This window comes from Kitasatospora sp. NPDC048662, assembly GCF_055587065.1.
Window position 1 is genome coordinate 287,376 of record NZ_JBVJHA010000007.1, and the last position, 26,207, is coordinate 313,582.

The 26,207-nt window shown below is 73.3% G+C and carries 27 protein-coding genes and 1 other RNA gene; 11 read left to right on the forward strand and 17 right to left on the reverse strand.

The window, feature by feature from the left end:
- Positions 1-2 precede the first annotated feature (2 nt).
- Positions 3-746: a zinc ribbon domain-containing protein gene (locus ACZ6R9_RS21610; protein ID WP_380481409.1), complete on the forward strand. Its 744-nt coding sequence runs from the start codon at positions 3-5 to the stop codon at positions 744-746.
- Positions 747-751: 5 nt separating this feature from the next.
- Positions 752-1,903, forward strand: a complete 1,152-nt coding sequence (locus tag ACZ6R9_RS21615) for a bifunctional RNase H/acid phosphatase (RefSeq protein ID WP_465539674.1) — start codon at positions 752-754, stop codon at positions 1,901-1,903.
- Positions 1,904-1,930: 27 nt separating this feature from the next.
- Here ACZ6R9_RS21615 and yaaA read toward each other — a convergent pair whose 3' ends face one another.
- Complete coding sequence (gene yaaA, locus ACZ6R9_RS21620) at positions 1,931-2,728, reverse strand: peroxide stress protein YaaA (RefSeq protein WP_465539676.1); 798 nt, start codon at positions 2,726-2,728, stop codon at positions 1,931-1,933.
- Between the two features lie 126 nt (positions 2,729-2,854).
- A complete protein-coding gene (locus ACZ6R9_RS21625; protein WP_380481404.1) occupies positions 2,855-3,274 on the reverse strand; it encodes a DUF3995 domain-containing protein in 420 nt (139 codons plus the stop codon).
- Positions 3,275-3,461: 187 nt separating this feature from the next.
- Between ACZ6R9_RS21625 and ACZ6R9_RS21630 the strand changes: the two genes are divergently transcribed.
- The 3 genes from ACZ6R9_RS21630 (at position 3,462) to rnpB (ending at position 6,840) form a co-directional block, all read left to right on the forward strand.
- A complete protein-coding gene (locus ACZ6R9_RS21630) occupies positions 3,462-4,961 on the forward strand; it encodes an RNB domain-containing ribonuclease (RefSeq protein ID WP_380481402.1) in 1,500 nt (499 codons plus the stop codon).
- On the forward strand, positions 4,958-6,424 hold the full coding sequence (locus tag ACZ6R9_RS21635; RefSeq protein WP_465539678.1) for an MFS transporter: 1,467 nt from the start codon (positions 4,958-4,960) through the stop codon (positions 6,422-6,424). The genes ACZ6R9_RS21630 and ACZ6R9_RS21635 overlap by 4 nt, the downstream gene beginning before the upstream one ends.
- Positions 6,425-6,437: 13 nt before the next feature.
- Positions 6,438-6,840: RNase P RNA component class A (gene rnpB / locus ACZ6R9_RS21640), an RNA gene on the forward strand.
- 263 nt (positions 6,841-7,103) lie between these two features.
- On the opposite strand, the gene ACZ6R9_RS21645 is transcribed toward rnpB, so the two are convergent.
- From ACZ6R9_RS21645 to ACZ6R9_RS21670, 6 genes are all read right to left on the reverse strand, one after another.
- Complete coding sequence (locus ACZ6R9_RS21645; protein ID WP_465539679.1) at positions 7,104-8,069, reverse strand: hypothetical protein; 966 nt, start codon at positions 8,067-8,069, stop codon at positions 7,104-7,106.
- A 201-nt stretch (positions 8,070-8,270) separates the two neighbouring features.
- On the reverse strand, positions 8,271-9,656 hold the full coding sequence (locus tag ACZ6R9_RS21650) for an ABC transporter substrate-binding protein (RefSeq protein ID WP_380481396.1): 1,386 nt from the start codon (positions 9,654-9,656) through the stop codon (positions 8,271-8,273).
- A 68-nt stretch (positions 9,657-9,724) separates the two neighbouring features.
- Complete coding sequence (locus tag ACZ6R9_RS21655) at positions 9,725-10,609, reverse strand: carbohydrate ABC transporter permease (protein WP_380481394.1); 885 nt, start codon at positions 10,607-10,609, stop codon at positions 9,725-9,727.
- Positions 10,606-11,517: a carbohydrate ABC transporter permease gene (locus tag ACZ6R9_RS21660; protein WP_380481392.1), complete on the reverse strand. Its 912-nt coding sequence runs from the start codon at positions 11,515-11,517 to the stop codon at positions 10,606-10,608. The genes ACZ6R9_RS21655 and ACZ6R9_RS21660 overlap by 4 nt, the downstream gene beginning before the upstream one ends.
- 303 nt (positions 11,518-11,820) lie before the next feature.
- Positions 11,821-12,456, reverse strand: coding sequence for a response regulator (locus tag ACZ6R9_RS21665; protein WP_465539682.1), 636 nt, complete (start codon positions 12,454-12,456; stop codon positions 11,821-11,823).
- Between the two features lie 52 nt (positions 12,457-12,508).
- Positions 12,509-13,834, reverse strand: a complete 1,326-nt coding sequence (locus tag ACZ6R9_RS21670) for a sensor histidine kinase (protein WP_465539683.1) — start codon at positions 13,832-13,834, stop codon at positions 12,509-12,511.
- A gap of 237 nt (positions 13,835-14,071) precedes the next feature.
- On the opposite strand from ACZ6R9_RS21670, the gene ACZ6R9_RS21675 reads away from it, so the two are divergent.
- Entirely contained in the window at positions 14,072-14,623 is a 552-nt protein-coding gene (locus tag ACZ6R9_RS21675) for a GlcG/HbpS family heme-binding protein (RefSeq protein ID WP_465539685.1), read from the forward strand.
- 69 nt (positions 14,624-14,692) lie between these two features.
- Here the strand turns inward: ACZ6R9_RS21675 and ACZ6R9_RS21680 are convergent, their stop codons facing one another.
- Entirely contained in the window at positions 14,693-15,073 is a 381-nt protein-coding gene (locus ACZ6R9_RS21680; RefSeq protein WP_380481385.1) for a DUF7144 family membrane protein, read from the reverse strand.
- Between the two features lie 290 nt (positions 15,074-15,363).
- Here ACZ6R9_RS21680 and ACZ6R9_RS21685 point away from each other — a divergent pair, with 290 nt between their 5' ends.
- Entirely contained in the window at positions 15,364-17,109 is a 1,746-nt protein-coding gene (locus ACZ6R9_RS21685; RefSeq protein WP_380481383.1) for a SpoIIE family protein phosphatase, read from the forward strand.
- Between the two features lie 42 nt (positions 17,110-17,151).
- Here ACZ6R9_RS21685 and ACZ6R9_RS21690 read toward each other — a convergent pair whose 3' ends face one another.
- The 4 genes from ACZ6R9_RS21690 to ACZ6R9_RS21705 form a co-directional block, all read right to left on the reverse strand.
- Entirely contained in the window at positions 17,152-18,183 is a 1,032-nt protein-coding gene (locus ACZ6R9_RS21690) for a serine hydrolase domain-containing protein (protein WP_465539688.1), read from the reverse strand.
- A 477-nt stretch (positions 18,184-18,660) separates the two neighbouring features.
- Entirely contained in the window at positions 18,661-18,819 is a 159-nt protein-coding gene (locus ACZ6R9_RS21695; RefSeq protein WP_465539689.1) for a hypothetical protein, read from the reverse strand.
- Between the two features lie 6 nt (positions 18,820-18,825).
- Positions 18,826-19,224 (reverse strand): ACT domain-containing protein, encoded by a 399-nt coding sequence (locus ACZ6R9_RS21700; RefSeq protein ID WP_465539691.1) that lies wholly within the window; start codon positions 19,222-19,224, stop codon positions 18,826-18,828.
- A gap of 59 nt (positions 19,225-19,283) precedes the next feature.
- Complete coding sequence (locus ACZ6R9_RS21705; protein ID WP_465539693.1) at positions 19,284-19,817, reverse strand: hypothetical protein; 534 nt, start codon at positions 19,815-19,817, stop codon at positions 19,284-19,286.
- Positions 19,818-19,977: 160 nt separating this feature from the next.
- Here ACZ6R9_RS21705 and ACZ6R9_RS21710 point away from each other — a divergent pair, with 160 nt between their 5' ends.
- Positions 19,978-20,643, forward strand: coding sequence for a PadR family transcriptional regulator (locus ACZ6R9_RS21710; RefSeq protein ID WP_380481546.1), 666 nt, complete (start codon positions 19,978-19,980; stop codon positions 20,641-20,643).
- A gap of 59 nt (positions 20,644-20,702) precedes the next feature.
- On the opposite strand, the gene ACZ6R9_RS21715 is transcribed toward ACZ6R9_RS21710, so the two are convergent.
- Entirely contained in the window at positions 20,703-20,924 is a 222-nt protein-coding gene (locus ACZ6R9_RS21715) for a hypothetical protein (protein ID WP_380481373.1), read from the reverse strand.
- A 404-nt stretch (positions 20,925-21,328) separates the two neighbouring features.
- Between ACZ6R9_RS21715 and ACZ6R9_RS21720 the strand changes: the two genes are divergently transcribed.
- The gene (locus tag ACZ6R9_RS21720) at positions 21,329-22,027 is read left to right on the forward strand and encodes a bifunctional DNA primase/polymerase (RefSeq protein WP_380481372.1); all 699 of its coding nucleotides are present in this window, start codon (positions 21,329-21,331) and stop codon (positions 22,025-22,027) included.
- A 128-nt stretch (positions 22,028-22,155) separates the two neighbouring features.
- Here the strand turns inward: ACZ6R9_RS21720 and map are convergent, their stop codons facing one another.
- Entirely contained in the window at positions 22,156-23,001 is an 846-nt protein-coding gene (gene map / locus ACZ6R9_RS21725) for a type I methionyl aminopeptidase (protein ID WP_380481370.1), read from the reverse strand.
- Positions 23,002-23,126: 125 nt separating this feature from the next.
- Between map and ACZ6R9_RS21730 the strand changes: the two genes are divergently transcribed.
- On the forward strand, positions 23,127-23,351 hold the full coding sequence (locus tag ACZ6R9_RS21730) for a hypothetical protein (RefSeq protein WP_465539697.1): 225 nt from the start codon (positions 23,127-23,129) through the stop codon (positions 23,349-23,351).
- A gap of 36 nt (positions 23,352-23,387) precedes the next feature.
- Here ACZ6R9_RS21730 and ACZ6R9_RS21735 read toward each other — a convergent pair whose 3' ends face one another.
- Both ACZ6R9_RS21735 and ACZ6R9_RS21740 read right to left on the reverse strand, forming a co-directional pair.
- A complete protein-coding gene (locus ACZ6R9_RS21735) occupies positions 23,388-24,692 on the reverse strand; it encodes an MFS transporter (protein WP_465539699.1) in 1,305 nt (434 codons plus the stop codon).
- Positions 24,693-24,758: 66 nt separating this feature from the next.
- Complete coding sequence (locus tag ACZ6R9_RS21740) at positions 24,759-25,337, reverse strand: hypothetical protein (protein WP_380481364.1); 579 nt, start codon at positions 25,335-25,337, stop codon at positions 24,759-24,761.
- A 47-nt stretch (positions 25,338-25,384) separates the two neighbouring features.
- On the opposite strand from ACZ6R9_RS21740, the gene npdG reads away from it, so the two are divergent.
- Positions 25,385-26,086, forward strand: coding sequence for an NADPH-dependent F420 reductase (gene npdG / locus ACZ6R9_RS21745; protein ID WP_380481362.1), 702 nt, complete (start codon positions 25,385-25,387; stop codon positions 26,084-26,086).
- Positions 26,087-26,207: the final 121 nt, after the last annotated feature.

Genomic DNA, 26,207 nt, shown 5'->3' on the forward strand with positions numbered 1-26,207 from the left:
GCGTGAACGCCGCGCCCGCCGACCAGATCCGCCTGCTCGACCTGCAGGCCATCGACTCCCGTCTCGACCAGCTGGCCCACCGGCGCCGCACCCTGCCCGAGCACGCCGAGATCGACAAGGCCACCGCCGACCACACCGCCCTCAAGGACCTGGTGGTCGCCGCCCAGGCCCAGCTCGGCGACACCACCCGCGAGCAGGCCAAGGCCGAGGCGGACGTCGAGCAGGTCCGTGCCCGCGCCGCCCGCAACCAGCAGCGGATGGACTCCGGCGCGGTCACCTCGCCGAAGGACCTGGAGAACCTCCAGCACGAGAACGCCTCGCTGGCCAAGCGCCAGGGCGCCCTGGAGGACGTGGTGCTGGAGGTGATGGAGCGCCTGGAGTCCGCGCAGACCCGGGTCACCGAGCTCACCGCCCGCCTGGAGCACTCCGCCGTCGTGGTCGCCGAGGCCGAGGGCCGCCGCGACGCCAAGTTCGCCGAGATCGACGCCGAGGCCGAGAAGGTCCGCCGCGACCGCGAGGCCGTCGCGGCCGTCATCCCCGCCGACCTGATGAAGACCTACCTGCGCCTGCGCGAGCAGCAGGGCGGCGTCGGCGCGGCCCGCCTGTACCAGCGCCGCTGCGAGGGCTGCCGCACCGAGTTCTCCATCACCGAGTTCAACGCGATCAAGGCCGAGCCGGCCGACAAGGTGCTGCGCTGCGAGAACTGCGGCCGGATCCTGGTCCGCACCGGCGAGTCGGGCGTCTGACCCCGGTGGCCGGAGCCCGGTTCATCGTCCAGGCCGACGGCGGCTCCCGGGGCAACCCGGGGCCGGCCGGCTACGGCGCGGTGGTCCTCGACGCCCGCACCGGCGAGATCCTCGCCGAGGCCGCCGAGTACATCGGGCGGGCCACCAACAACGTCGCCGAGTACAAGGGCCTGATCGCCGGGCTGAAGGCCGCCCGCGAACTCGACCCGGACGCCCCGGTCCTGGTCGAGATGGACTCCAAGCTGGTCGTCGAGCAGATGTCCGGCCGCTGGAAGATCAAGCACCCCGACATGCAGCCGCTCGCCGCCGAGGCCCGCAGCATCGCCGGGCGCGGCAAGGTCGAGTACCAGTGGATCCCACGGGAGAAGAACAAGGAGGCCGACCGGCTCGCCAACGAGGCGATGGACGCCGGCCGGCAGGGCCGCCAGTGGGAGCCCAGGGCCGCCCGGGCCGCCGCTCCCGCCCCCGCCATGGACGAGCCGCTGCCCGCCGCGCCCGCACCCCGGGTCGGCTGGGCCGGGCCCGCCGACCTCGGCACCCCCACCACGCTGGTGCTGCTGCGGCACGGCGAGACCCCGCTCACCCCGCTCCGGCAGTTCTCCGGCAGCACCGGCAGCGACCCCGGCCTGTCCGAGAAGGGCGTCTGGCAGGCCGAACGCACCGCCGAGGCGCTCGCCGCCCGCGGCACCGTGCAGGCCGTGGTCTCCTCGCCGATGCTGCGCACCCGGCAGACCGCCGAGGCCGTCGCCCGCCGCCTCGGCCTGGACGTGCGGATCGAAGAGGGCCTGCGGGAACTCGACTTCGGCGCCTGGGAGGGCCTCACTTTCGCCGAGGTGATGGAACGCCACCCCGAGGACCTGACCGCCTTCTTCGGCTCCGCCAAGGCCAAGCCCACCGGCAGCGCCGAATCGCTCACCACGCTCGCCCACCGGGCCGGGCAGGCCCGCGACAGGATCCTCGCCCGCTACCCCGGCAGGACCGTCCTGGTGGTCTCGCACGTCAGCCCGATCAAGACCCTGGTCCGGCTCGCCCTCGGCGCCCCGCCGGACGCCGTCCACCGGATGGAACTCTCCGCGGCCTCGCTGTGCGCCGTCCAGTACTACAGCGACGGCAACGCGTCGCTGCGGCTGCTCAACGACACCTCGCACCTGCGCTGAGACGGCCTCGGTCGTGGTGGCGGACGGTCAGTGCACCTCCGTCACCACGACGTCCAGCTGCCACGGCTTGCGGGCCGTGCCACGCGCCGCGACCTCCACCCGGTAGCCCAGCTGCGCCAGCGCGTCCACCAACTCGCCCGGCGAGGACGGCTCCAGACCCGCGGCCAGCAGATCGCGCACCAGACGGCCCTTGGTCGCCTTGTTGAAGTGGCTGACCACGGAACGCTTCAGCACCCCGTCCACCTCGCGCTCCTGCAACACCCGCACCGTCACCGTCCGGCCCACCACCTCACCGGCCGGCTTCCACGCCGCCGCGTACGCCGAACTGCGCAGATCCAGCACCAGCCCGTCCGCGACCTCCGGGAGCACGCCGTCCATCACCGTCCGCCAGTACGGGCCGAGCGCGCCCAGCGGCGGCAGCTTCACGCCCATCGCACAGCGGTACGACGGGATCCGGTCACTGATCCGCACCGCGCCCCACAGCCCCGAGAACACCAGCAGCGAACGTTCCGCCAGGGCGTACGCGGCCTCGTCCAGCTTCGCCAGACCCAGGTTGTCGAACAGCACCCCGGTGTACACCTCCCCGGCCGGCCGCGCCCCCGCCGTCAGCAGCCCCGCGTTCTTGGCCACCTCCCCGCGCAGCCCCTTGCTCAGCCCGAGCACCTCGGCCGCCCGCTCCTCGTCCCCCGCGCACAACTCCACCAGCGCCGCCAGCACCTTCTCCCGCGCCCCGGCCAGCCCCGCCAATGAAAGCCCCGCCACCTCCACCGGCACCCCCACCTCCGGCGCGGCCTTCCCCTCCGACGGCGGCAGCAGAACCAGCACGGCAACACCTCTCAACGACCCACGACAGACCCGCCCAACCCTAACGACCGGCCCACGTGCACCTCGAATCCCTCCGCCGACGTTTTCGCCGGTCGGCCGCTCGGTGCGGTTGCTGCCCGGTCCGCGTTACCGCCCGCGGGCGGCGACCACCGCCGCGCCCGTGCCGAGGGCCAGGCAGAGCGGGGCGTAGACGCGGCGGTCCAGGCGGACGAAGGCGGGGGTGTGGCGGGCGAAGGCGAGGGGGCCGGCCAGGCCGCGGGTCAGCAGGACGCCGGCGACGGCTGCGGTTCCGGCGGTGCGGAGGCGGCGCGGGCCGGCCGGGGGGAGTGCTCCGCCACGGGCGGCGACCAGGTAGGCGGCGGCGCCGAGCAGTCCGGCCACGCCCAGGCAGGCCTGCGCGGACGGGAGTTGGTCCGGGGCCACGCCGACCACCAGGTCGGCGAACTGCTCGCGGTCGCGGCACGGCCAGGGCGAACGGGACCACACCGCGTGCAGCCCGCCCAAGGCGGCCAGCGTGCCCGCGACGGCCGCCGCCGTGACCCGCACGCCACGCCCGTCCCCGGTCGCGTCCGCCTCGCTCCCGCAGCACCGGCACTGCGCTGCTTCCGTCTGCCTGATGGCCGCCCGATCTGTCACAGCCCCGCCCCTTCCCACGACCAATCCCCGTGCACCACCACCGGTTTCACGGCCGGTCCGGTGCACCAACCACGCTACTGCGCCTTACGCTGCGACCATGCCGCGCCGACATCTCAGCGTCCGGGCCGCCCAGACCGCCAGGATCAACACCGAACTCGCCGACCTCAGAAGCCACCTGGAGATCCGCACCGACTGGCCGCCGGAGGTGCTCGCGGAGGCCGACCGGGCAGCCGCACTGCCTCGCCTGCCCGAGTTCGACGCCACCGACCTCGACCTGTTCACCCTCGACCCGCCGGGCTCCCGCGACCTCGACCAGGCCATGCACCTGGCCCGCCGCAACGGCGGCTACCGGGTGCACTACGCGATCGCCGACGTCGCCGCCTACGTCTCGCCGGGCGGCGCGATCGACACCGAGGCCGGCCGCCGCGTCCAGACGCTGTACTTCCCGGACGGCAACGTGCCGCTGCACCCGGCCCGGCTCTCCGAGGGCGCGGCCAGCCTGCTGCCGGGCGAGTTGCGGCCCGCCCTGCTGTGGCAGCTCGACCTGGACGCCGACGGCGCGCTGCTACTGGCCGACGTGCGCCGGGCCAGGGTGCGCTCGCGCCGACGGCTGGACTACGCCACCGTCCAGGGCCGGATCGACGCGGGCACCGCCGACGAGCAGCTCGCCCTGCTCGCCGAGATCGGCCGGCTCCGCGAGGCGCAGGAGCAGGCCCGCGGCGGGGTCAGCCTGCCGATCCCCGAGCAGGAGGTGGAGGCCGTGAACGGGGGCTACCGGCTCGGCTACCGCGCGCCCCGGCCCGCCGACGGCTGGAACGCCCAACTCTCGCTGCTCACCGGCATGGCCGCCGCCGAGCTGATGCTGGACGCCGGGATCGGGCTGCTGCGCACCCTGCCCGCCGCCTCGGAGTCGGCCTACGCGCGGCTGCGCCGGGTCGCCGCCGCGCTGGAGGTGCCCTGGCCGGACGGGCTGTCCTACCCGCAGCTGATCCGCTCCCTCGATCCGGCCCGCACCGCCGACGCCGCGTTCCTGAACGAGTGCACCGGCCTGCTGCGCGGCGCGGGCTACCACGCGTTCGACACCGCCCGTGGCACCGTCCCGCCCGCCGACCCCGGTCATGCCGCGCTGGCCGCGCCCTACACCCACTGCACCGCGCCGCTGCGCCGGCTCGCCGACCGGTACGCGCTGGAGGTGTGCCTCGCGGTGGCGGGCGGCACCGACGTCCCGGCCTGGGTGCGGGACGCCCTGCCGCTGGTGCCCGCGCTGATGGGCGGCGGCGACCGCCGGGCGCACGAGGTGGAGCGCGCCTGCGTGGCCCTGGTCGAGGCGGAGCTGATGCGCGGCCGGGTGGGCGAGGAGTTCCGGGCGGTGGTGGTCGAGGTGGACGAGCGCCGGCCCACCGTCGGCACGGTGCAGCTGCGCCGTCCCGCCGTGGTCGCCAAGTGCGACGCGGCCGACCGGCTGCCGCTGGGCCGCCGGGTGACTGTCCGGCTCACCGTGGCCGACCCGGCGACCCGCACCGTCCGGTTCGCGTTGGTGCCCGACGCGCAAAGGCCTGCGGGGGCCTCGGGAGCCGGTGCGATGATCGGAGGGTGAGTCGATCGATCGCTGTGCCCGACCGCCGCCACCGGCTGATCGTCCTGGCCATCTGCTGTCTGAGCCTGTTCATCGTCGGCCTGGACAACACCGTGGTGAACATCGCGCTGCCCGCGATCCAGCGCGACCTGGGCGCGCCCGCGTCCGGGTTGCAGTGGGTGATCGACGCCTACACGCTGGTGCTGGCCTCGCTGCTGATGCTGTCCGGGTCGGTCGCGGACCGGATCGGCCGCAAGCGGGTGTTCCGGACCGGGCTGCTGCTGTTCGTGCTCGGCTCGCTGCTGTGCAGCCTGGCCCCGGGCCTGGGCTGGCTGATCGCCTTCCGGGCGGTGCAGGCGGTGGGCGGGTCGATGCTCAACCCGGTGGCGATGTCGATCATCACCAACACCTTCACCGACCGGAAGGAGCGAGCGCGGGCGATCGGCGTGTGGGGCGGCGTGGTCGGTGTCAGCATGGCGCTCGGGCCGCTGATCGGCGGGTTCCTGGTGGACAGCGCCGGCTGGCCGTCGATCTTCCTGATCAACATTCCGGTCGGGCTGGCGGCCTGGCTGCTGACGCAACGCTACGTCCCGGAGTCCCGCGCGCCGCGCCCCCGGCGGCTGGACCCGGTCGGCCAGCTGCTGATGGTGCTGCTGCTGGGCTGCGGCACCGCCGCGATCATCGAGGGGCCGGGCCACGGCTGGACCTCGCCGGGCATCCTGGCGCTGGCCGCGGTCGCGCTCGCCGCGCTGCTGGTGTTCCCGTTCTGGGAGCGGCGGGTGCCGGAGCCGCTGATCGACCCGCGGTTCTTCCGCAGCGCCCCGTTCACCGGGGCCACCGTCACCGCGGTGTGCGCGTTCGCCGCGCTCGCCGGGTTCCTGTTCCTGAACACCCTGTACCTGCAGAACGTGCGGCACTACAGCCCGGTGGTGGCCGGTCTGTGGACGCTGCCGATGGCCGGGCTGACCCTGCTGACCGCCCCGCTGTCCGGCCGGATCGTCGGCAGCCGGGGCCCACGTCTGCCGCTGCTGGTGGCCGGCGCGGCGATCGCCGCCAGCGGGGTGCTGCTGACGGGGCTGACGGCCGACTCCTCGGCCCTCCTGCTGCTGCCGGCGTACGCGCTGTTCGGGCTGGGCTTCGGCATGGTGAACGCGCCGATCACCAACTCGGCGGTCTCCGGCATGCCGCTGGCCCAGGCCGGGGTGGCGGCCGCGGTGGCCTCCACCAGCCGCCAGGTCGGCCAGTCGCTGGGCGTCGCGGTGATCGGCTCGGTGGTGGCCGGCGCGGTCGCCTCGGCCGGCGGCTTCACGCCCGCCACGCACGCCGGCTGGTGGATCGTGGCCGGCCTGGGCCTGACGGTGTTCGTCCTCGGCCTGGTCACCACCACCCCCTGGGCGGCCGCCACGGCGGCCCGGGTGGCGGCCCGCTTCGACCACCAGGTGCCGGGCGGCGTACGGGGAGCGTCCGCGGAGCGGCTACCATGACCATTACGGCGGACGAGCCGGCCGGGCGGTCGCGTCGGGTCCCTTCTGGGGGCCCGCCGAGGAACGTCCGGGCTCCACAGAGCAGGGTGGTGGGTAACGCCCACCCGGGGTGACCCGCGGGACAGTGCCACAGAAAGCAGACCGCCCACCGCTTCGGCGGTGGGTAAGGGTGAAACGGTGGTGTAAGAGACCACCAGCGACCGAGGTGACTCGGCCGGCTCGGTAAACCCCACTCGGAGCAAGGTCAAGATCGACACCCTCGGGTGTCGTGCGCGGGTGTTCGAGGGCTGCTCGCCCGAGCTCGCGGGTAGACCGCACGAGGCTGTCGGCAACGGCAGCCCTAGATGGATGGCCGCCTCCCCGGGCCGCGCAAGCAACCCGGGAGACAGAACCCGGCGTACAGGCCGACTCGTCCGCCGCCTTCGGGTTCTCCGCCATGCCCATTGCGCGCAATACGCGCTCGCGTGATCGTGTGCCAACTCTCCGTGATTTCCCGGCCCGTATTCCGGAATGAGGAACGGGCTGTCCGCTGATGATTCGTCGGCGTACCGTCAACTGCTGTTGAAGTCGTTCTCGTCGGCCCTTTGGGTCCGAAGGACGGCGAAGGGGCAGCCGCCTTTCGGCGACTGCCCCTCACTGATTACCGGACTGCCTCAGGGCCCGAGGACCCGCGGGACGGTCAGGCCTTGCCCCAGGTGCCGGAGGACCAGAGCGAGCCACCGTTGGCCGGGCCGCCACCCTGGCGGTAGACGACGAGGTTGCCGTCGGACTGGACCTTGGTGTAGGCGCCCGGGTTGTTCCAGGTGCCGGAGTCCCAGTACAGGTAGTTGTTGTCGGCCACGGCCAGGGCACCGTCCCCGGTCTGGACCGCGACCGCGTCCGGGTGCCCGTAGGTGCCGGACGCCCAGATGACGCCGCCGTCCTTCTTGCGGTAGAGCACCAGGTTGCCGTCACCCTGCTCGATCAGGATGGTGGTGCTGGACTCCAGCCAGGTGTTCTGCACCAGGCCCTGGACCTGCGGGGTGCCCTGGAGGCTGTCGGCCGGCTGGTCGACCCACTGGCCGTTGACGAAGGCCGGGAAGAAGCCGGTGTTGGTCCGCCAGTACGGGGTGCCGCCGGTCGCGGCGCCGACCAGCAGCTCGCCGCCGTCCAGCGCGAACACGGGGTTCGCCTTGCCCCAGGTGCCGGTGGACCACAGGGCGCCACCGAGGCCGTCGCCGCCACCCTGCTTGTAGACGACGAAGTTGCCGTCGGCCTGCATGACGGCGTAGGCGCCGTTGTTGCCCCAGGTCTTGCTGGACCACAGGGCCTGGAGCTGCTTGCCGTTGTCAGCGGTCAAGTAGAGCACCAGGTTGCCGTCGGTCTGCATCGACAGGGTGCTGTAGCCGACCTTGAGGCTGTCGCCCGGCTTCAGGGTGTCGCCCGGGTTCAGCAGGGCGTAGGTCGGGGTGATGACGGCGCCCGGAGCGGCCTGGGCCGCCTTGCTCTGCGTGATCTTCGGCATGGTCCGCGCGATCGGCGCGACCTTGGTGTTGACCTTGCCCTTGGGTGCCGGAGCGGCGGAAGCCGCCGGAACCGTGACGGCGGTCATGGCGCCGGCCGCAATCAGCAGCGCGGCGGCACGCTTGAACGTGCTCTTACGCATGGGTCCCCCCTCGAAGAGAAATGGCTGGAGCCGTGATGAATCCAGCGGAGAATTCATACACCCGGCCGCGGACAGTGTTGCAGCCGGGGTGGTCATCGCGCGACGCGAATTCCCACGAACTGTCAGCGGCCGTGCCCCGAAGCCCCGAAGGGCCCGGCCGCACGACGGCGGCCGGGCCCTTCGGGGCGTACTGGCGGGGCGTCAGCCCACCGAGGAGTTGTAGCTCTCGATGGCGGGCTGGAGCTCCTTGGCGGCGTCGGAGAGCGCCTGCTGGGCGGTCTTGGTGCCCGCGATGGTCTGCTCGATCGCGGTCTCCACGCCCTTGCGGGCCTGCGGCATGACGCCGAGCAGGCAGCCGGCCGTGGCCGTGGTGGGCTTGGTGGCCTTCAGCTGGTCGATCGCGGTCTGGAACTGCGGGAACTTGCCCACCCACTCCTTGTCGGCGGGCAGGTCCAGCGCCTTGGAGTTGACCGGGAAGTAGCCGGTGCCGGTGTGCCAGACGGCCTGCTGCTCGGGGGCGGTGAGGAACTTCTCGAACTCCCAGGAGGCGCGCTTCTGGGCGTCGGAGTGGCCGGGGCCGGAGATCCACAGCGAGGCACCGCCGATGATCGGGCCGCCCTGGTCGCCGGCCGCGGTCTTCGGGAACGGCGCGGTGCCGACGGTGAACTTGGCGGCCTCGGTGTAGCCGCGCAGCACACCGGTGGACTCCAGGTGCATGGCGACCGTGCCGGCCTTGAACGCGGCCTGCGCGTCGGGGGTCTGCCGGCCGGTGTTGGCCGCGTAGCCGCCCTTGACCAGGTCGGCCCACCACTGGACGATCTCGGCGCCCTTGGCGGAGTCGAAGGCGACCTTGCCGGCCTTGCCGCTGCGGCCGTTGTCGGCGTCGCAGTACAGCGCGCCGTTCTCGGCCAGCAGCTGCTCGACGAACCAGCCGTAGATGGCCGCGCCGAAGCCGTACCGGACGGTCTTGCCGCTGTCGTCCTTCTTGGTCAACTGCTTGGCCATCTCGCCGAGTTCGGCGAGCGACGTGGGCGGCTTGGCCGGGTCGAGGCCGGCCTCCTTGAACGCGTCGTCGTTCAGGTACAGCAGCGGCATCGAGGAGTTGAACGGCATCGACTGCAGCTTGCCGCCGACCGAGTAGTAGTTGCGGATGTTGGCCTGCAGGTCGTCCAGCGAGAAGCCGTCCTTGTCGGCGAACGCCTGCGCCGGGACGGTCTGCTTGGAGTCGATCATGAAGCGGGTGCCGATGTCGTAGACCTGCACCACCGCGGGCGTGGCCTTCTGCTGCACCGAGGCCTTGTACTTGGCGATCAGGTCGTCGTAGGTGCCCTGGAACAGCGGCTTGACCTCGATCTTGCCCTGGTGCGCGGCGTTGAACTGGTTCACCAGGGCGGTCAGCTGCTCGGCGTTCTTGCCGGTCATCGAGTGCCAGAACTCGATGCTGGTCACGCCGGACGCCTGGTCCAGGGCGGAGGCGGCCGGGGCGCCGGCCTCCTCGGAGGAGCCGCCGGAGCCGGTCGAGCTGCAGGCGGTCAGGGCCAGGCCGGACACCAGCAGCGCGGCGAGCGCGCGGGCACTTCTCTTCACGGGTTCTCTCTCTTCTGCGAGGGTGGGTACCGGGAGCGGTGGTACGGGCACGGCGAACTGAGTGGTCGTCAGCGGACGGCGCCGGCGGTCAGACCGCGGACGATGAACCGCTGGCCGAACAGCACCAGCGCCAGCGTGGGCAGCAGCGACAGCACCACACCGGCCAGGATCAGGCCGGGGTCGGCCATCTCGGAGTCCCGCAGCGAGGACAGACCGATCTGCAGGGTCTGCATGTTGGCGGTGCGGGTGATGATCAGCGGCCAGAAGTACTGGTTCCAGGCCGACAGGAAGACGTAGATGGCCAGTGCGGCCAGGGACGGCTTGTTCAGCGGCACCAGGATCCGCCACAGGAACCGCCAGTGGCCGGCGCCGTCGATCCGGGCGGCGTCCCGCAGCTCGCCCGGGAACTGACGGAACGACTGCCGCAGCAGGAACGTCCCGAACCCGGAGGCCAGGAACGGCAGCACCAGTCCGAAGTAGGTGTTCCCCATCCCCCAGCCGGACAGCGTCAGGTAGTTGGGGATGATGATGGCCTCCCACGGCACCATCAGGGTGGCCAGGAACAGGCCGAACACCACAGCCCGGCCGCGCATCGGCAGGAACACGAAGGCGTATGCGGCGAGCACCGAGGTGAACAGCTGGGCCAGCGTGATCAGGCCCGCCACCAGCAGCGAGTTGCCGTACTGGCGCACCAGTGGGATGGCGTGCACGGCGCCGGTGAAGTTCTCCCCGGTGATCGAGTGCGGCACCATCGCGGGCGGGTAGCTGGCGATCTCGTCCGGGCGCATGAAGGCGCCGGCGAAGACGTAGTAGACCGGGAAGGCTACCGTCAGCACGGCCACGGCGAGCACCGCCCAGACCCCGACCCGGCCCAGCGTGTCACGGACCCGCAGCGGCGGGCGGGCGGTGCGGGCGGGCTCGGTGACGGCGGGCGTCTTGGTGAGGGTGGTCATGCGTAGTGCACCTTCCGCTCCAGGACTCCGAACTGCACGGCGGTGCAGCACAGCACGACCACCATCAGCACCACGGCCTGCGCGCTGGCGGTGCCGAAGTCGCTGGAGCCGTAGGCGAACGCCTTCTCGTACACGGAGTAGACCAGGGTCCGGGTGGAGCCGTCCGGGCCGCCCTTGGTGAGGATGTGGATCTGGCCGAAGCTCTGCAGCGCGTTCACGGTGGAGATCACCACCAGGAAGAACAGGCTCGGGCCGAGCATCGGGACGGTGATCGACCGGGCCAGCCGCAGGCCGGAGGCGCCGTCCAGCCGGGCGGCCTCGGTGATCTCGCCGGGGATCGAGCCGATGCCCGCGGAAAGCACCAGCACGTTGTAGCCGAGGTTCATCCAGATCGTGGAGATCGCGATGGACACCAGCGCCCAGTCGGAGTCGGTCAGCCAGCCCACCGGGCCCAGACCGAGGTGCGACAGCAGCCCGTTGAGCACCCCGCTGGCGGGGTTGTAGAACACCGAGAAGACCACCGAGGCGCTCGCCACCGAGAAGGCGAACGGCAGGGCGAAGGCGGATCGCAGCAGCCGCACGCCGCGGATCCGACCCTCCATCAGCAGCACCAGCAGCAACGCCCCGAGCACCCCCGGGACCACCGTGAACAGCACGAACAGCGCGGTGGTGACCAGCGTGGTGCGGAAGTCCGCCGAGGAGAGCAGGTCGGTGTAGTGCTTCATCCCGACGTACTTGGAGGGCGCGCCGAAGAGGTCATTGGCGTGCGCGCTCAGGTAGAAGGTGCGCCCCAGCGGATACACGATGAAGAGCGTGAAGACCACTACCGAGGGCAGCAGGAAGGCCCAGGCGAGCCCGTGCTCGCCGAGACGGCGCCGCGGCTCGGGTGGGCTTGATGCGGTCGGCATGGTGCGCGTCCGCCTTTCATGACGTCGGTTCCGGCCAAACCGTGTCGTCCTTGAACGACGGGTCGGCAAGGAGAGGGTGAGCGGAGGGTTTCGCGCATATTACGCGTTCGCGTCACATCCGACAGGAGGGCTGCCGCCACCCCGTTACCGTCCGTTCCGCGCCCTCCGGGAGCCGTTGTTCCGTCAGGTCTACCGGCCGGTAGGAATACTGACTTCCGATCACTGTGCGTGGCAAGGCTTCGGACGCGTCCGATTGATCTTCAGTTGTCGTGGGGGCCGGGGCCGGGCCGCTGCCCGGTCTGCTCAGCGCAGCAGGCGCCGCTCCTTGGCGATCGCGACCGCGCCGGAGCGGGTGTCCACGCCGAGCTTGGCGTAGATCCGGCCGAGGTGGGTCTTGACGGTGGCCTCGCTGATGAACAGCGCCCGGGCGATCTCCCGGTTTCCGAGGCCCTGGCCGAGCTGGTCGAGGATGTCCTGTTCACGGTCGGTGAGTTGGGGCAGGGGGGAACGCATCTGGGCCATCACCCGGGACGCGACCGGCGGGGACAGCGCCGGCCGGCCCGCCGCGGCCGAGCGGATCGCCGCGAACAGCTCGGCCGGGCGCTCCGCCTTCAACAGATACCCCGTTGCGCCCGCGTTGATGGCCCGCGTGATGTCGGCGTCGGTGTCGAAGGTGGTCAGCACCAGGACGTGGCTGTCGCCCGGGCCGGCCAGGATCCGCCGGGTGGCCTCCACCCCGTCTGTTCCGGCGCCCAGTTGAAGGTCCATCAGCACCACGTCCGGCCGCAGGCGGGCGGCAAGCGTCACCGCCTCCTCGCCGGTGCTGGCCTCGCCGACCACCTCGATCGCGCCGTCACCGGCCAGCAGCGCGAGCAGCCCGGCTCGGACCATCGCGTGGTCGTCGCAGATGAGCAGCCTGACGGTGTCGTTGTCGTTCATGGACCCTCCGTGCGGTGCGGTGCGGGCTGGTGCGAGCAGTTGGGACGTGGTGTCAGCGGACCTCCGGTGGGCTGGCGGGTGGGCTGCCGGGTGGGCTGGCGGGTGGGCTCTCCAGGGGGATGGCGGCCGAGACCACGGTGCCCTCGCCCGGGGCCGACTCGACGGTGAGCGTGCCGCCCAACTGCCGCAGCCGGGCCCGCATCGCCGGCAGCCCGTGCCCGCGCCCGCCGCGCCCGCCGGCCGGACCGCCGACCGGACCTCCGCGTCCGCCGACTGGCCCGCCCCGTCCGTCGACTGGCCCGCCGCGCCCGCCGCGCCCGCCGGCCGGACCGGCACCGGGGCCGCTCGCACCGCCGGGCGGCGGGGTGAAGCCGCGGCCGTCGTCCGCGACGTCCAGCACCGCCTGGTCGCCCAGGTAGGACAGCGTGATCGAGGCCCGGCCGGCCCGGGCGTGCTCCCGGACGTTGGCCAGCGCGCCCTGGGCGATCCGCAGCAGCGCGGACTGCGCGGCGGCGGGCATCGGCGCCGGGCTGCCGTCCAGTTGGAAGCGGACCGGCAGGCCGCTCTCCGCGGCCTCCCGCTCGGCGAGGGCGGCCAACGCGGCCTCCAGCGTGCCCTGTTCGGCGAGATCGGCCGGGGCGAGGTCGTGCACGAAACGGCGGGCCTCGGCGAGGTTCCGGGCGGTGATCGCGGCGGCCGTCCGGACGTGGCCGCGGGCGGTTGCCGCATCCTGCTCCCAGGCCAACTCGGCTGCCTGCAACAGCATGTGCTGGCTGGACAGGCCCTGGGCGAGGGTGTCGTGGATCTCGACGGACAGCCGCTCCCGCTCGGACAGCACGCCCTGCCGGCGCTCCACGGCGGCCAGCTCCCGGCGGGCCCGGATCAGGTCGATGATCAGCTTGTGCTGCCGGGCACCCTGCCGCTGCATGTACAGGAACACCGCGGTGGCCAGCGCGGCGACCGCCGGCGGCAGCAGCACCAGCGTCGGATCGGCGCCGGGCAGCCGCAGTTGGGACACCATCACCAGCGCGGTGAGCGCCGACACCAGCGGGATCGCCGTCCGTGGCGGGAAGGCCCGGAGCACCGTGTACACCAGTGGGACGGCGCACCAGGCGAAGCTGGGCGCCATCAGCACCAGCACCGCCCAACTGCCCAGCACTGCGGCCAGCCAGGCCTGGCGGCGCTCGGACAGGCCGGACAGGTGCCCGACGGCGAGGGCGACGCTCAGCGCGATCACCCACGGCGTCAGCGGGCTGGCCAGATGGTGTGTCAGGTAGCGCGTCAGCGAGGTGCCGAGCAGCAGCACGAACACCAGCCGCATGACCATCGCGAGCCAGCCCGCGTCCGGGTCGGCCGCCCGGGACAGGGGGAGACGCATCACGGCCGACCTCCTTTCGCACGCTGTCGGCACCGGCGGGTACGTGCCGGCACTTGGATGGTGCCCGCGGATCACGGTTCGCACATCAACCGATCGGCTGACACGGCTGTCGTCCATCATGCTCCGCCGGTCCAGCCGGTTCGCCGATCCGCGGCAGGGGTCCGGCCGCGAACCATGGAGAGCGAGGCCGGAGCACCCCAGCAGTCCGGCACCGAACCACCGATCCAGGAGCCGAAGATGAAGAAGCTGAGCACTCGTACCCGCGTTGTCACCGGTGCCGTCGCGGTGGCCGCGGTCGGGGCGAGCGTGGTCGGCGCCGTCTCCGCCAGCGCCGAGACGCCGCAGGTCGCCCCCGCCGCCGCGTCCGACGTCCAGAACAAGAACACCTTCGAGACCTCGCACCTGACGGTCGAGGCCGCCACCAAGGCCGCCCAGGCCAGCCTGGACGCCGCGGCCAAGGCCGGCCAGAAGATCTCCGTCGCGGTCGTCGACCGGAACGGCAATGTGATCGTCGAACTGCGTGGCGACGGCGCCGGCCCGCAGTCCTTCGAGTCCGCCCAGCGCAAGGCCTACACCGCGGTGTCCTGGAACGCCCCGACCTCCGAGCTGGTCAAGCGCCTGGCCCAGGCGCCGAACCTGAAGGACATACCCGGCACGCTGTTCCTCGGCGGCGGCGCCCCGGTCCAGCTGAAGGGCGCCCCGATCGCGGCCGTCGGCGTGGCCGGCGCCCCCAGCGCCGACCAGGACGAGCAGTTCGCCCAGGCGGGGGTCGCCGCGTTGAGCAAGTGACGCCCGGCGGACGAGCCGGTGGCCCGCTCCCGGAGGAGCGGGCCACCGGCCCCAGCGGTGCGAGGCGGTTCAGACCTCGCGGAGCGGTCGGTCGGATGCGTGGTAGGCGCACAGCGCCCAGATCACGAAGATGTCCAGTGCGATCAGCACCAGCGACCACAGCGGGTAGTAGGGAATGTCGAGGAAGTTGTCCACCAGGCTCAGCGCGGCGAAGAACACACCGGCGATCCGGGCCCAGGCCAGGCCTCTGAGCACGAACACGCCGGTCAGCGCGACCAGCGCGCCGATCACCAGGTGGATCCAGCCCCACGAGGTGAGGTCGAACCGGAAGACGTACCGGGGTGTGGTCACGAAGATGTCGTCCTCGGCGATCGCCATGATCCCGCGGAACACCTCCAGCAGACCGCTCACCAGCATCACCACACCGGCGAACAGCACAGTCCCGGACACCCAGGGTCTGTTCCCGGGGGCCGGTGTCCCGAGCGACCCGGACGATGCCGGGGTCGGGCCGACGGACGAGCTCATGGGAAACCTCCTTGGCCGAAGTTGACCTGTGACGACCCTCGGCCCGTCCACCCGCCGGGGCACCCGGACGACCCCATTCGGGTGACCCCGGCACCGCCCGCACCCCCGTCCCGGCCCACCCGTCCCGGCCCCGCCGCGTACCGGATCGCCCCGGCCCCGCGCGCTGTGTTTACTGGTCACAGTGCCCGGGCGCCCGGCAAGGAGGTGCCGAAGCCATGGCCGCCACCAGCTGGAACGACCTGCCGCAGCCGCTGCGCCGCGTGCTGGACGGCACGCCCGCCGCCGTCGCCGTCCTCGACACCCAGCTGCGCTTCCGCTACGTCAACCCGGCGCTGGCCGCCATGAACGGCCTCCCCGCCGAGCAGCACCTCGGCCACACCGTCGCCGAACTGTTCCCCGGCCTCGACGCCCGCGAGGACCTGCTGCGCGAGGTGCTCACCGACGGCCGCCCCCGCGAGATCACCTCCAGCGGCCACACCCGGGCCGGCTCCCCGCAGCACCGCCGCTACTGGTACGGCGCCTACCACCGGCTGGAGACCGCCGGGCAGCCCGTCGGCCTGGTCGGCATCCTGCTGGAGGTCACCGCCAGTCACCGGCAGCAGCACGAACTCGAACAGGCCCGGGCCCGGCTCGCCCTGCTCGACACCGCCGCCACCCGGATCGGCACCACCCTCGACGTGGAGACCACCTGCGGCGAACTCGCCGCCTTCCTCACCGACCACCTCGCCGACGCCGCCACCGTCGAACTGCTGCCGCACCCCGACAGCCAGCACGCCCGCCCCCTCCCCGACGGCGGCCGCCGACTGCTGCGCACCGCCATCACCGCCCGGCCCGACCTGCTGGAGCGGGTCCGGGTGCTCGGCGAACGCGGCGAGTACGTCGACTACGGGCCCGACGCCGCCGTCCCGCGCTGCCTGGCCGAGGGCCGCCCGGTGATCGAGAACCGGCTGACCGAGGCCGACGCGCGCCGCACCGCCCCCAACGCGGAGCGGGTCGCCGACTTCCGGACGCTCGGCGTCCACTCCGCGATGGTGGTGCCGCTCATCGCCCGCGGCCACCGGATCGGCACCGCCACCCTGCTGCGCACCGACCCCTCCCCGGGCTTCGGCGAGAACGAGGCGGTCGCCGCCCAGGACCTCGCCGTGCGCGCCGCGATCAACCTCGACAACGCCCGCCGCTACAGCCGCGAACACGCCGTCGCCGTCGACCTGCAGCGCGCCATGCTCGCCGAACCCGGCAGCCCGCACCCCGACATCACCGTCGCCTTCCGCTACCGCCCCGCCGGCACCAGCGCACTGATCGGCGGCGACTGGTACGAGACGGTGGCGCTGCCCGACGGCCGCACCGTGCTGGCCATCGGCGACGTGATGGGCCACGGCATCGAGGCCGCCGCCGACATGAGCCACTACCAGGCGATGCTGCGCGCGATGGCCCTGCTGGAGCCCTCCGCCGACCGGCTGCTGGCCCGGATGGACGGCCTGGCCGGCGATGTGCACGACTACCGCCCCTCCACTTGCCTCGCGGTGTACGCCGAGCCCGCCCGCGGCCGCTACTGCTTCGCCAGCGCCGGCCACCTGCCGCCCGCCGTGGTCCGGCCCAACGGCGAGGTAGCGCTGCTGCCGGTGGCACCCGGCCCGCCGCTCGGCACCGGCCACAACGGCTACGTCCCGAGCTACGCGGCCGTCCCGCCCGACCACACCCTGCTGCTGTTCACCGACGGCCTGGTCGAGCGCCGCGGCGAGGACATCGACCGCTCGCTGGAACGACTCACCGACCGGCGGCTTCCCGCCGGGGCCGGCCCGGAACGGCTCCTGGACGCGGTGCTGGCCGGCGCCCCCGACCCCGCCGAGGACGACATCGCGCTGCTCGCCGCCGCCGCCCGGCCGCGCCCAGGGCAGGCGGGCAGCCAGGAGGTGCTGACCGCGCTGACCGGCGGCCGGTGGCAGCCGCTGCGCCGATGACGGCCGCTGCGCCGGTGGCAGCCGCTGCGCCGATGACGGCCGTCACGAGGTGAGCGAGCGGAGCGCGAGCGTGCGCAGGCCGGCCATCCGGGTCCGGTCGAAGCCGTGGTAGACGGCGTTGGTGCAGAGCACCACGTAACGGCCGGTGTGCGGGGCGAGGAAGAGACTGGTGCCGGTGAAACCGTGGTGGTAGGCCACCGAGTCGTCGGCGGTGACCAGCCAGGTGAGCCCGCGGTGCAGTCCGGGTTCGACGGCGGCGCAGGGGCGGCGGCTCTCGGCGAACCAGTCCGCCAGCGGGCTCGCCCCGGCCAGCAGGTGCTCGGCGTAGACGGCCAGGTCGGCGGCGGTGGAGAACACCCCGGCGTGGCCGGCCACCCCGCCGAGCAGCGCGGCGCTCGGGTCGTGCGGGGCACCCCAGGTGCGGGGAGCGTCGCGCAGGCGCTGCTCGGTCGGGGCGAGCTGCGGGTCGCGCGGCAGCGGTCCGTAGGCGGTGGCGGTCAGCCCGAGGTCGCGCCACAGTTCGTCGGCGAGCAGGTGCAACGGGCGGCCCAGCAGGGCGGGCAACAGCAGGCCGAGCAGGATGAAGCCGCGGTCGATGTAGCGGTACCGGCTGCCGGGCGGGCTGACCAGCGGCTCCGCGCACAGGTGCTCGATCAGCGGGCGGCCGGTGTGCTCGTAGCCGGCCAGGCCGGTCCAGGGGAGCAGGCCGGAGGTGTGGCAGAGCAACTGCCGCGCGGTCAAATCCCCGCCAGGGGACGGCAGTTCGGGAAGGTGCTCGCGCAGCGGGGCGTCCAGGTCGAGCCGGCCGGTGCGGACGGCGACGCCGACCAGCGGCCAGGTGGCGAGCACCTTGGTTAGCGAGGCCAGGTCGTAGCGGGTGTGCGCGCCGGGCCGGGCGTCGCCGCACTCGGGGGCAACCAGGCCCTGCCCGACGGTGACCCGGCCGGCCCCCGCCTCCCCGACGATCAGCACCCCGCCGGGGAACAGCCCGGCATCCACGGACTCGGCGAGGCAGGCGGCGAGGGCAGCAGCAGCGGCGGCCACCCAGGAGGACGGCGGCGGAACGGGTGGCACGGCATCCCTCTCGTCCGGACCGGCGGGGACTTCGTTCGCATTCTCGCCCGCGCGGGACGGCGGAGGCCAGGCTGTGGGCGGGGCGCTGGGCGTCTTGCGTGCTTGGCGCATCGGGCTTCGCCCGGGTCGGTCGGTGGGGTTCGGGTGGCGGGCGGGGTGTCGCGTTGAGTTGCCTGCCTGCGCGGGACGGCGGAGGCCAGGCTGTCACGGAGGCGCCGGGTGTCTTGCGTGCTTGGAGCGTGGGGCTGTTGCCGGGTCGGTCGGTGGGGTTCGGGTGGCGGGCGGAGTGTCGCGTTGAGTTGCCTGCCTGCGCGGGACGGCGGAGGCCAGGCTGTCACGGAGGCGCCGGGCGTCTTGCGTGCTTGGCGCATCGGGCTTCGCCCGGGCCGGCCGCCGGAATCCGGGTGGCGGGCGGAGCGCCGAGGGGGGTGTTGCCCGCCCGCGCGGGACGGCGGAGGACATCCGGCCGACGGCGCGTCATGGGTGCTGCTCGGTTCGGCGCCCCGCTTCGGTGCCGGTGCCGGTGCCGGTGCCGGTGCCGGTGCCGGTCGGCGGAATCCGGGTGGCGGGCGGGCCTTGGGCGTGCCGTGCGGCCGAAGTGTCGAGCTGTCGCCCGTGGCGCACGGTGGAGTCCATGGGTCGTCAGGCGTGCTGCGTGGCCAGGGTATTGAGGACGGCCAGCGCGCGGTCGGCGTCGGCGGCCGGGACGAACAGGTGGTCGTGGTGGAAGCCCGCCACCACGTTGCAGCTGATGCCGTGTTCGGCGAGCGCGCCGGCGACGGCGGCGGTGAGGCCGACGGCGTCCAGCGCGGAGTGCACCCGCAGGGTGATCCAGGCGGCGGTGAAGGCGTGCGGCAGGCCGAGTGACTCGGCCTCCTCCTCGAGGACGACGAAGGTGACGCCCTCGGGTTCGGCCACCGTGACGACCGGCCGCAGTCCGGCGGGGACCCGGCCGGGCAGTGTGCAGTACACGTAGCGGCCCGGGTTGAGGATGGGGCTCAAGCCGGAGAGCAGCTGTCGAAGATCGCGTTCGCCTGCCATGGCCGTCACCGTAGTGGCTGCGGACGGCGCGGCGGGAGTGCTGCGGGGGCGTGTCGGTGTCACTCGTGGACGCGGGCCGCGCCGAGCTGCCGGGCGATCGACGTCCAGGTCACCGGTTCGAGGGGCGGGATGCCGGGAAGGACCGGTGGCCGGCCGAGGGAGGAGCCCAGCCAGCTCTCCCAGGACTCAAGGAACCCGGCCAGCGAGCCGCTCGCCCAGCCCCCGCCGTCCCCGGCCCACAGGCCGCGGGCCTGCCGGTCCGCCGTCCAGGCGCGGTCCCGGGCGTAGTCGGCGGCCAGGGCGCGCAGCCGGGCTCGCAGTTCGCCGGGGGTGGCCACCGGCGGCTCGTCGCCGAGCGGGGCGGGGTCGGCGGGCCCGGCCGGCGGTGCGGCGAGTGCGCCGAGCAACTGGTCGGCCAGGCCGGTCCAGCCGGGGGCCGGGGCCCGGTCGGGGAGGGTGGCGGCCCACCGGAGCAGCACGTCGTTCACGTCGGGCGCGTCCGGGCCGAGGTTCGCGAGGTGTCCGGAGAGGCGCCGCAGCAGGGCGGTGAAGTCTTCGCCGGTCTCGACCGTGTTCGTCATCGCGTTCGTCACGGAGCGAGGTTAGGCGCACACGGGCGCTCCGCTCGACCGGTTATTCGGCGGCCGACTGTCGGGAAGGGGTTGTCGAACGACAGTTACCGATATATCGTCGAGTTATCGAGATGCTTCGACGATCGGAGTGTCCGACAACCATGGAGAGCAGGTGTCCGTCATGAGGTACGACAAGCGCTACGGCGAAGAGGGCCGGCGTCGCTGGGCCGAGGGCCTGGGGCGGCCGGGTGTGACCGGGGAGGGTGAGGGGTTCGAGGTGCGGGCGGCGTTCGGGCCGTTCGGGGCGCCGGGGCGGCCGATGCCGCCGTTCGGTCCGGGGTTCGGGCCGCGCGGGCGTGGTTTCGGTGGCCACGGGATGCGCGGGCACGGCGGTCGGCGCGGTGGGCGGGCCCGGCGGGGTGATGTGCGGGCCTCGCTGCTCGCGCTGCTGCGGGAGCGCCCGATGCACGGCTACGAGATGATCACCGAGATCGGCGAGCGCACCGGCGGGATCTGGCGGCCCAGCCCGGGTTCGGTGTACCCGACCCTCCAGTTGCTGGAGGAGGAGGGGCTGATCAAGGCCAACGAGGAGTCCGGCAAGAAGCTGTTCGAACTGACCGAGCAGGGCCGGGCCGAGGCCGAGCAGGGCCCCGAGTCCCCGTGGGACGAGGCCGGCCGGCAGGGCGACTGGGAGGCCGTGCAGGAGGTCGGCGCCGCGCTCGCGGCGGTGGACCACGCGGTGCGCCAGGTGATGATGACGGGCACCGAGGAGCAGCGGGCCAAGGGCCTGGCGGTGCTGGCCGAGGCGAAGAAGAAGCTGTACCTGATCCTGGCCGAGGAGGCCTGAACCGGCAGGAGGCCTGAACCGGCAGGCGGGCAGCAGGCGGCAGCAGGAGGCGGTAGAGGTCAGCCGCTGGCGGCCTCGTCGTACTCGTAGCGCCAGCGGAACCGGCCCTTGGCGTTGTACTCCTTGGCCCGCCGGTAGACCAGCGTGACGGCCGGGGTGTCCCCGTGCGCGGGGACGGGCACCCGGTAGACCTTCGGTACGGACTGCAGCGGGCTCAGCAGGATCGGCAGCACCCTGCCGTCCAGCGGGCCGCCGAGGAATGCGGTGTCGGCGCTTCTCACCGCTCCAGGGTAGGGCGACGGGCGGGATGCCCGGTGCGGGCGGGTGTGTCCGTCGCGGCGGCGGCAGGTGTGACGGGGACGGCACCGCCAACGGTCATTCGGAGGGCTCCGGGACCCTTATCCTGCTACGTACGCCCCCGGGGGTTGCCCCGGGTCCGCGGGCCCGTACGGGCCGGGTGAGGTGCGCCGAGGTGCGCCCGCCCGCCGAGCGCGACTCTCGTACTCCGTACCCGCCCCCGGACGTCGGCCGGCCGGAGAACCCGGCCCCGGTCGACGGCAGACGCCCCCGCACGTGGTGCACCGATTCGGGAAGCAGCGAGCGGCTCCGTGTGTTGGCGTCGTTTGTTGCGTAGGTGGCCGTGCCGTACCAGGCGCGGCAGCTCAGCGGGTGCGGAAGGGGCCAGATGGAAGCCAGCAGCAGGTGGACGTCCTGGTGGCGGCGGGACCGGAAGCAGGACGACCCGGGCGCCGGAGAGGACACGGCTGCGAAGCTGGATCTGCTGCTGGGGGCGGTCCGGGCGGGGTTCCCGGTGGCGCCGGCGGCGCACCCGGAGGGGTACCGGTGTTCGTGCGACCGGGTCGGCTGTCCGGCCCCGGCCCAGCACCCGGTCTCGTTCGCCTGGCAGTCCCAGGCCACCGTGGACGCCGAGCAGTTGGCCCACTGGCTGACGCGTGACCCGGAGGCGAACTTCGTCACCGCGACGGGCCGCGCGCACGACGTGCTGGACGTGCCGGCCGAGGCCGGGGTGCTGGCGCTGCGGCGGCTGGACGTGCTCGGTGTGGGCGGCCCGGTGGCAGCGGTCGGCGGCGACCGGTACCTGTTCTTCACCGCCACCCGCGGCACCCCGCAGGACGAGGACGAGTGGTGGCCCAGCGCGCTGGACTCCACCCCCGAGACGGTCTCCGAGCACCCGGGGCTGCGCTGGCACTGCCGAGGCTCGTACACCCTGGTCCCGCCGGCCGCGCTGACCGACGGCTCCCGGGTGCGCTGGCTGCGCGGCCCCGACCAGCCGCTGCCGGACCCGCTGCGGGTGCTGGACGTCCTGACCGACGCGTGCACCGAGGTCGGCGCGGTCGCCGAGGAGCAGTGGCTGATCGGCTGAGCCGCCGCAGGCCCCCGGCGCAGGTCCGGGCGCAGAGCCGACACGGCGCAGCAACGACAAGGCGCAGGAACGACAGAGCGGCCCGTCCCCCCAGGTGGGGTGGCGGGCCGCTTCGGCGTTCCGAACGGTCAGGGCAGGGTGAGGATCTCCGCGCCGTCCGCGGTGACCAGCAGGGTGTGCTCGAACTGGGCGGTGCGCTTGCGGTCCTTGGTGACCACCGTCCAGCCGTCCGGCCAGATCTCGTAGTCGTAGGTGCCCAGGGTGAGCATCGGCTCGATGGTGAAGGTCATGCCCGGCTTGATCACCTGGGTGGCCCGCTCGCTGTCGTAGTGCGGGATGATCAGGCCGGAGTGGAACGAGGTGTTGATGCCGTGGCCGGTGAAGTCGCGGACCACGCCGTAGCCGAACCGCTTGGCGTAGGACTCGATGACCCGCCCGATCACGTTGATCTGCCGGCCCGGCTTGACCGCCTTGATCGCCCGGGCGAGGGATTCCCGGGTGCGCTCCACCAGCAGCCGGGACTCCTCGTCCACGTCGCCGCACAGGTAGGTGGCGTTCAGGTCGCCGTGCACCCCGTGGATGTACGCGGTGGCGTCGATGTTGACGATGTCGCCGTCCTGCAGCACCGTCGAGTCCGGGATGCCGTGGCAGATCACCTCGTTGATCGAGGTGCAGACCGACTTCGGGAAGCCCCGGTAGCCGAGGTCGGACGGGTACGCGCCGTGGTCGCACATGTACTCGTGGGCGACGGCGTCGAGTGCGTCGGTGGTGACGCCGGGGGCGATCAGCTTCGCGGCCTCGGCCATCGCCTGCGCCGCGATCCGGCCGGCGATCCGCATCTTCTCGACGGTCTCCGCGGTCTGCACCTCGGGGCCGGTGTACGGGGTCGGCGCGGGCTTGCCGACGTACTCCGGACGCGCGATGTGCGCGGGGACCTTGCGGGTGGGGGACAGGGTGCCGGGTACCAGAGCCATGACCGCGAGTGTATCGGCCGCCTTCCGGCCGCCCCCGGCCGTGTGCGCGGCAGGGCCGCCGGGAATGATCACTGCTGACTGCCGCGGCCGCCGCCGCGGGGCCCACCGGAACGGGAGACGAGACGATGGTGTTCGGCCGCAGCAAGCCCACCGGGCAGCCGGGGGAGTGGTTCTACTGCATCAAGCACGGCAAGGTCGAGGAAGGCCCGGAGTGCCCCGCCAAGGACCGGCTCGGCCCGTACGCCACCCGCGAGGAGGCCGCGCGCGCCCTGGAGACCGCCGCCGAGCGCAACCAGGAGTGGAAGCAGGACCCGCGCTGGAACGACGAGGAGCCCGAGAACGAGGGCTGACGCCGCGTCACACCCCGGCCTCGGCCCCGGCCCGCGTCACACCCCGGCCTCGGCCTCGGCGGCCTGCCGTTCGTGCTGGGCCCGCACCGCCAGCGCGTGCGGGTCGGTGCGGGCGTCCCAGGCCAGCAGCTTCGGGATGGACGCCGTCAGCGCGAGGACGCCCAGCACGCACATCACGCCACCGGCCCAGATCGAGGCCCGCACGCCGACCAGCGCGGCCATGCCGCCGGCCCGCACCTGGCCGAGCTGCGGGCCGACCGAGTACGACAGGACCTCCACCCCGGCGAGCCGGCCGCGCAGCTCGTCGGGGATGGACTGGTTCCAGATCGTCGACCGGGCCACCCCGCTGATCTGGTCGGCCGCGCCGGCCAGCGCCAGGCACAGCAGCACCAGCCAGATGTTCCCGACCAGGCCCGCCAGCGTCATCGACACGCCCCAGCCGAGCGCCGCGAACAGCAGCATCCGGCCGTGCCGGTGGATGCGCGACAGCCAGCCGCCGGTCGCCGACACCGCCAGCGCGCCGACCGCCGTCGCCGCGTACAGCAGGCCCAGCGCCCACTCGGCGTCCAACGAGGCCGCCAGGAACGGGAACACCGCGACGGGGAACGCGAACAGCATCGCCACGGTGTCGATCGCGTAGGTGCCCAGCAGGTCCTTGCGGCTCCACGCGTAGCTCAGGCCCTGCCCGAGGCTGCGCAGCGAAGGCCGGTCGGCGCTCTCGGCGGGAGGGACCGGGCGCATCCGGACGATCATCGTCAGCGAGACCAGGAAGGTTAGGACGTCCAGCGCGTAGGCGCTGTGCGCCCCGGCCACCGCGACGACCACGCCCGCGAGGGCCGGGCCGGCCACCGAACCGGCGTTGCGGTACAGCGAGATGAGGGTGAACGCGGCGGGCAGGTGCTCGTGCGGGACGACGCGGGGGATCATCGCGTCCAGTGCTGGTCGCTGCACGCCGTCCAGCGCGGCGGTCAGGGCCCCCACCAGGTAGATCGGCCACAGCATGGGGTGCGGCAGCAGCGAGTTGGCCAGCAGCAGCGTGGCCATCAGCGCCAGCCCGACCTCGCTGAGCAGCACCAGGCGGCGGCGGTCCAGTGCGTCCGCCAGGGCGCCGCCCCACAGGCCGAACACCACCAGTGGCACCAGCTCGAACGCGCCGACCAGGCCGACCGCGAAGGTCGAGTCGGTCAGCTGCTTGATCTGGATCGGCACCGCGACGTAGGTGAGCAGGCTGCCGAAGACGGAGACGCAGCCCGACGTCCAGAGCAGCCGGAAGTCCCGGGAGGCGCGCCAGGGCGTCAAGTCCGGGATCAACTTGTGGAGGAACCGGGCGTCGGAGGTCACATGGTCAGATGCTGCGGGAAGCGGACGGAACGGGGCAACAGGTTTTTCTGCCCGCCCGTCAGATCGTCACCATCGCAGCACCGGGGAGGCGGTCAGCCGCTCCGCCAGCCGGGCCAGCCGGGAGCGCGGCGGCACCGTCGAGGTGGCCGAGCTGACCAGGTGCTGGACCAGCTCGAACGGTTCCGGCTCGGCGTCCGGCACGGTCAGCCGTTCGTGCGCCAGCGCCGTCAGTTCGGGGTCGCCGTCGTCCAGGGTGAGCAGCACCGCGCCGGCCCGGCGGGCGCCGTCCAGCCGTTCCAGCAGGGGCGCGTCGGCGGGCGCGGGGGCGACCAGCAGCACCGTCGCGCCGGCCCGCGCCTCCGCGAGCCGGGGCAGCCCGCACGCCAGGTGGTCCGGTGCGCCGGCCGGCACGGTGTGCCGCAGCAGGGTCGGGACGAGCTCCGGTACCCCGCCGTACGCGGCCTCGTCGCTCAGGTGCGCGGCCAGGTGCCACGGCTCGTAGAGGGGGGTGCCGACCAGCAGCAGGCCGGTGGCGCTGCGCCGGGTGACCGAGCCGCGCAGCGCGGAGGCGAAGGCGCCTGCCCGCTCGGGCCAGCCGGTGCCGGACAGCGACTGCCGGAGTGCGGAAACTCTCACCGCGTCCATGCGCGACAGAATGCCGCCCGGACGGGCCGTTTGGCAGGATCTTCCGCATGACGCAACCCGATTCAGTGAACGCGCCCGCCGCGCCGGGCCGACAGCTCCCCGACGTCTCCGAGCTCGTGGTCGGAGTCCTCGGCGGCACCGGTGACCAGGGCCGCGGCCTGGCCTACCGGCTCGCCAAGGCCGGCCAGCAGGTGATCATCGGCTCCCGCAGCGCCGAGCGCGCCGAGGACTGCGCCACACAACTCGGCCTCGGTGTCCGCGGCGCCGACAACGCGCGGTGCGCCCGGGAGAGCGACGTGGTGATCGTCGCGGTGCCGTGGGACGGCCACGCCGAGACGCTGACCTCGCTGCGCGCCGAACTCGCCGGGAAGATCGTGGTGGACTGCGTCAACCCGCTGGGCTTCGACAAGCAGGGCGCCTACCCGCTGCAGGTCCCGGAGGGCTCGGCCGCCCAGCAGGCCGCCGCACTGCTGCCGGACTCCACCGTCACCGCGGCCTTCCACCACCTGTCGGCGGTGCTGCTGCAGGACGAGTCGGTGGAGATGATCGACACCGACGTGATGGTGCTCGGCGAGGACCGCGCCGCCACCGAGACCGTGCAGGCCCTGGCCGGCCGGATCCCCGGCATGCGCGGCATCTTCGCCGGACGGCTGCGCAACGCCCACCAGGTGGAGGCGCTGGTGGCCAACCTGATCTCGGTCAACCGCCGCTACAAGGCGCACGCCGGCCTGCGGATCACCGACGTCTGAGCCGACCTCTGAGCCGACGGGTGAGCCGACGTCCGAGCCGACGGGTGAGCCCCGCGCGCCGCGGTGTGACCCACGCCGCGGTGCGCACCGGCCACCCCCGGCCGGTGCGGGCTGTTCGGTC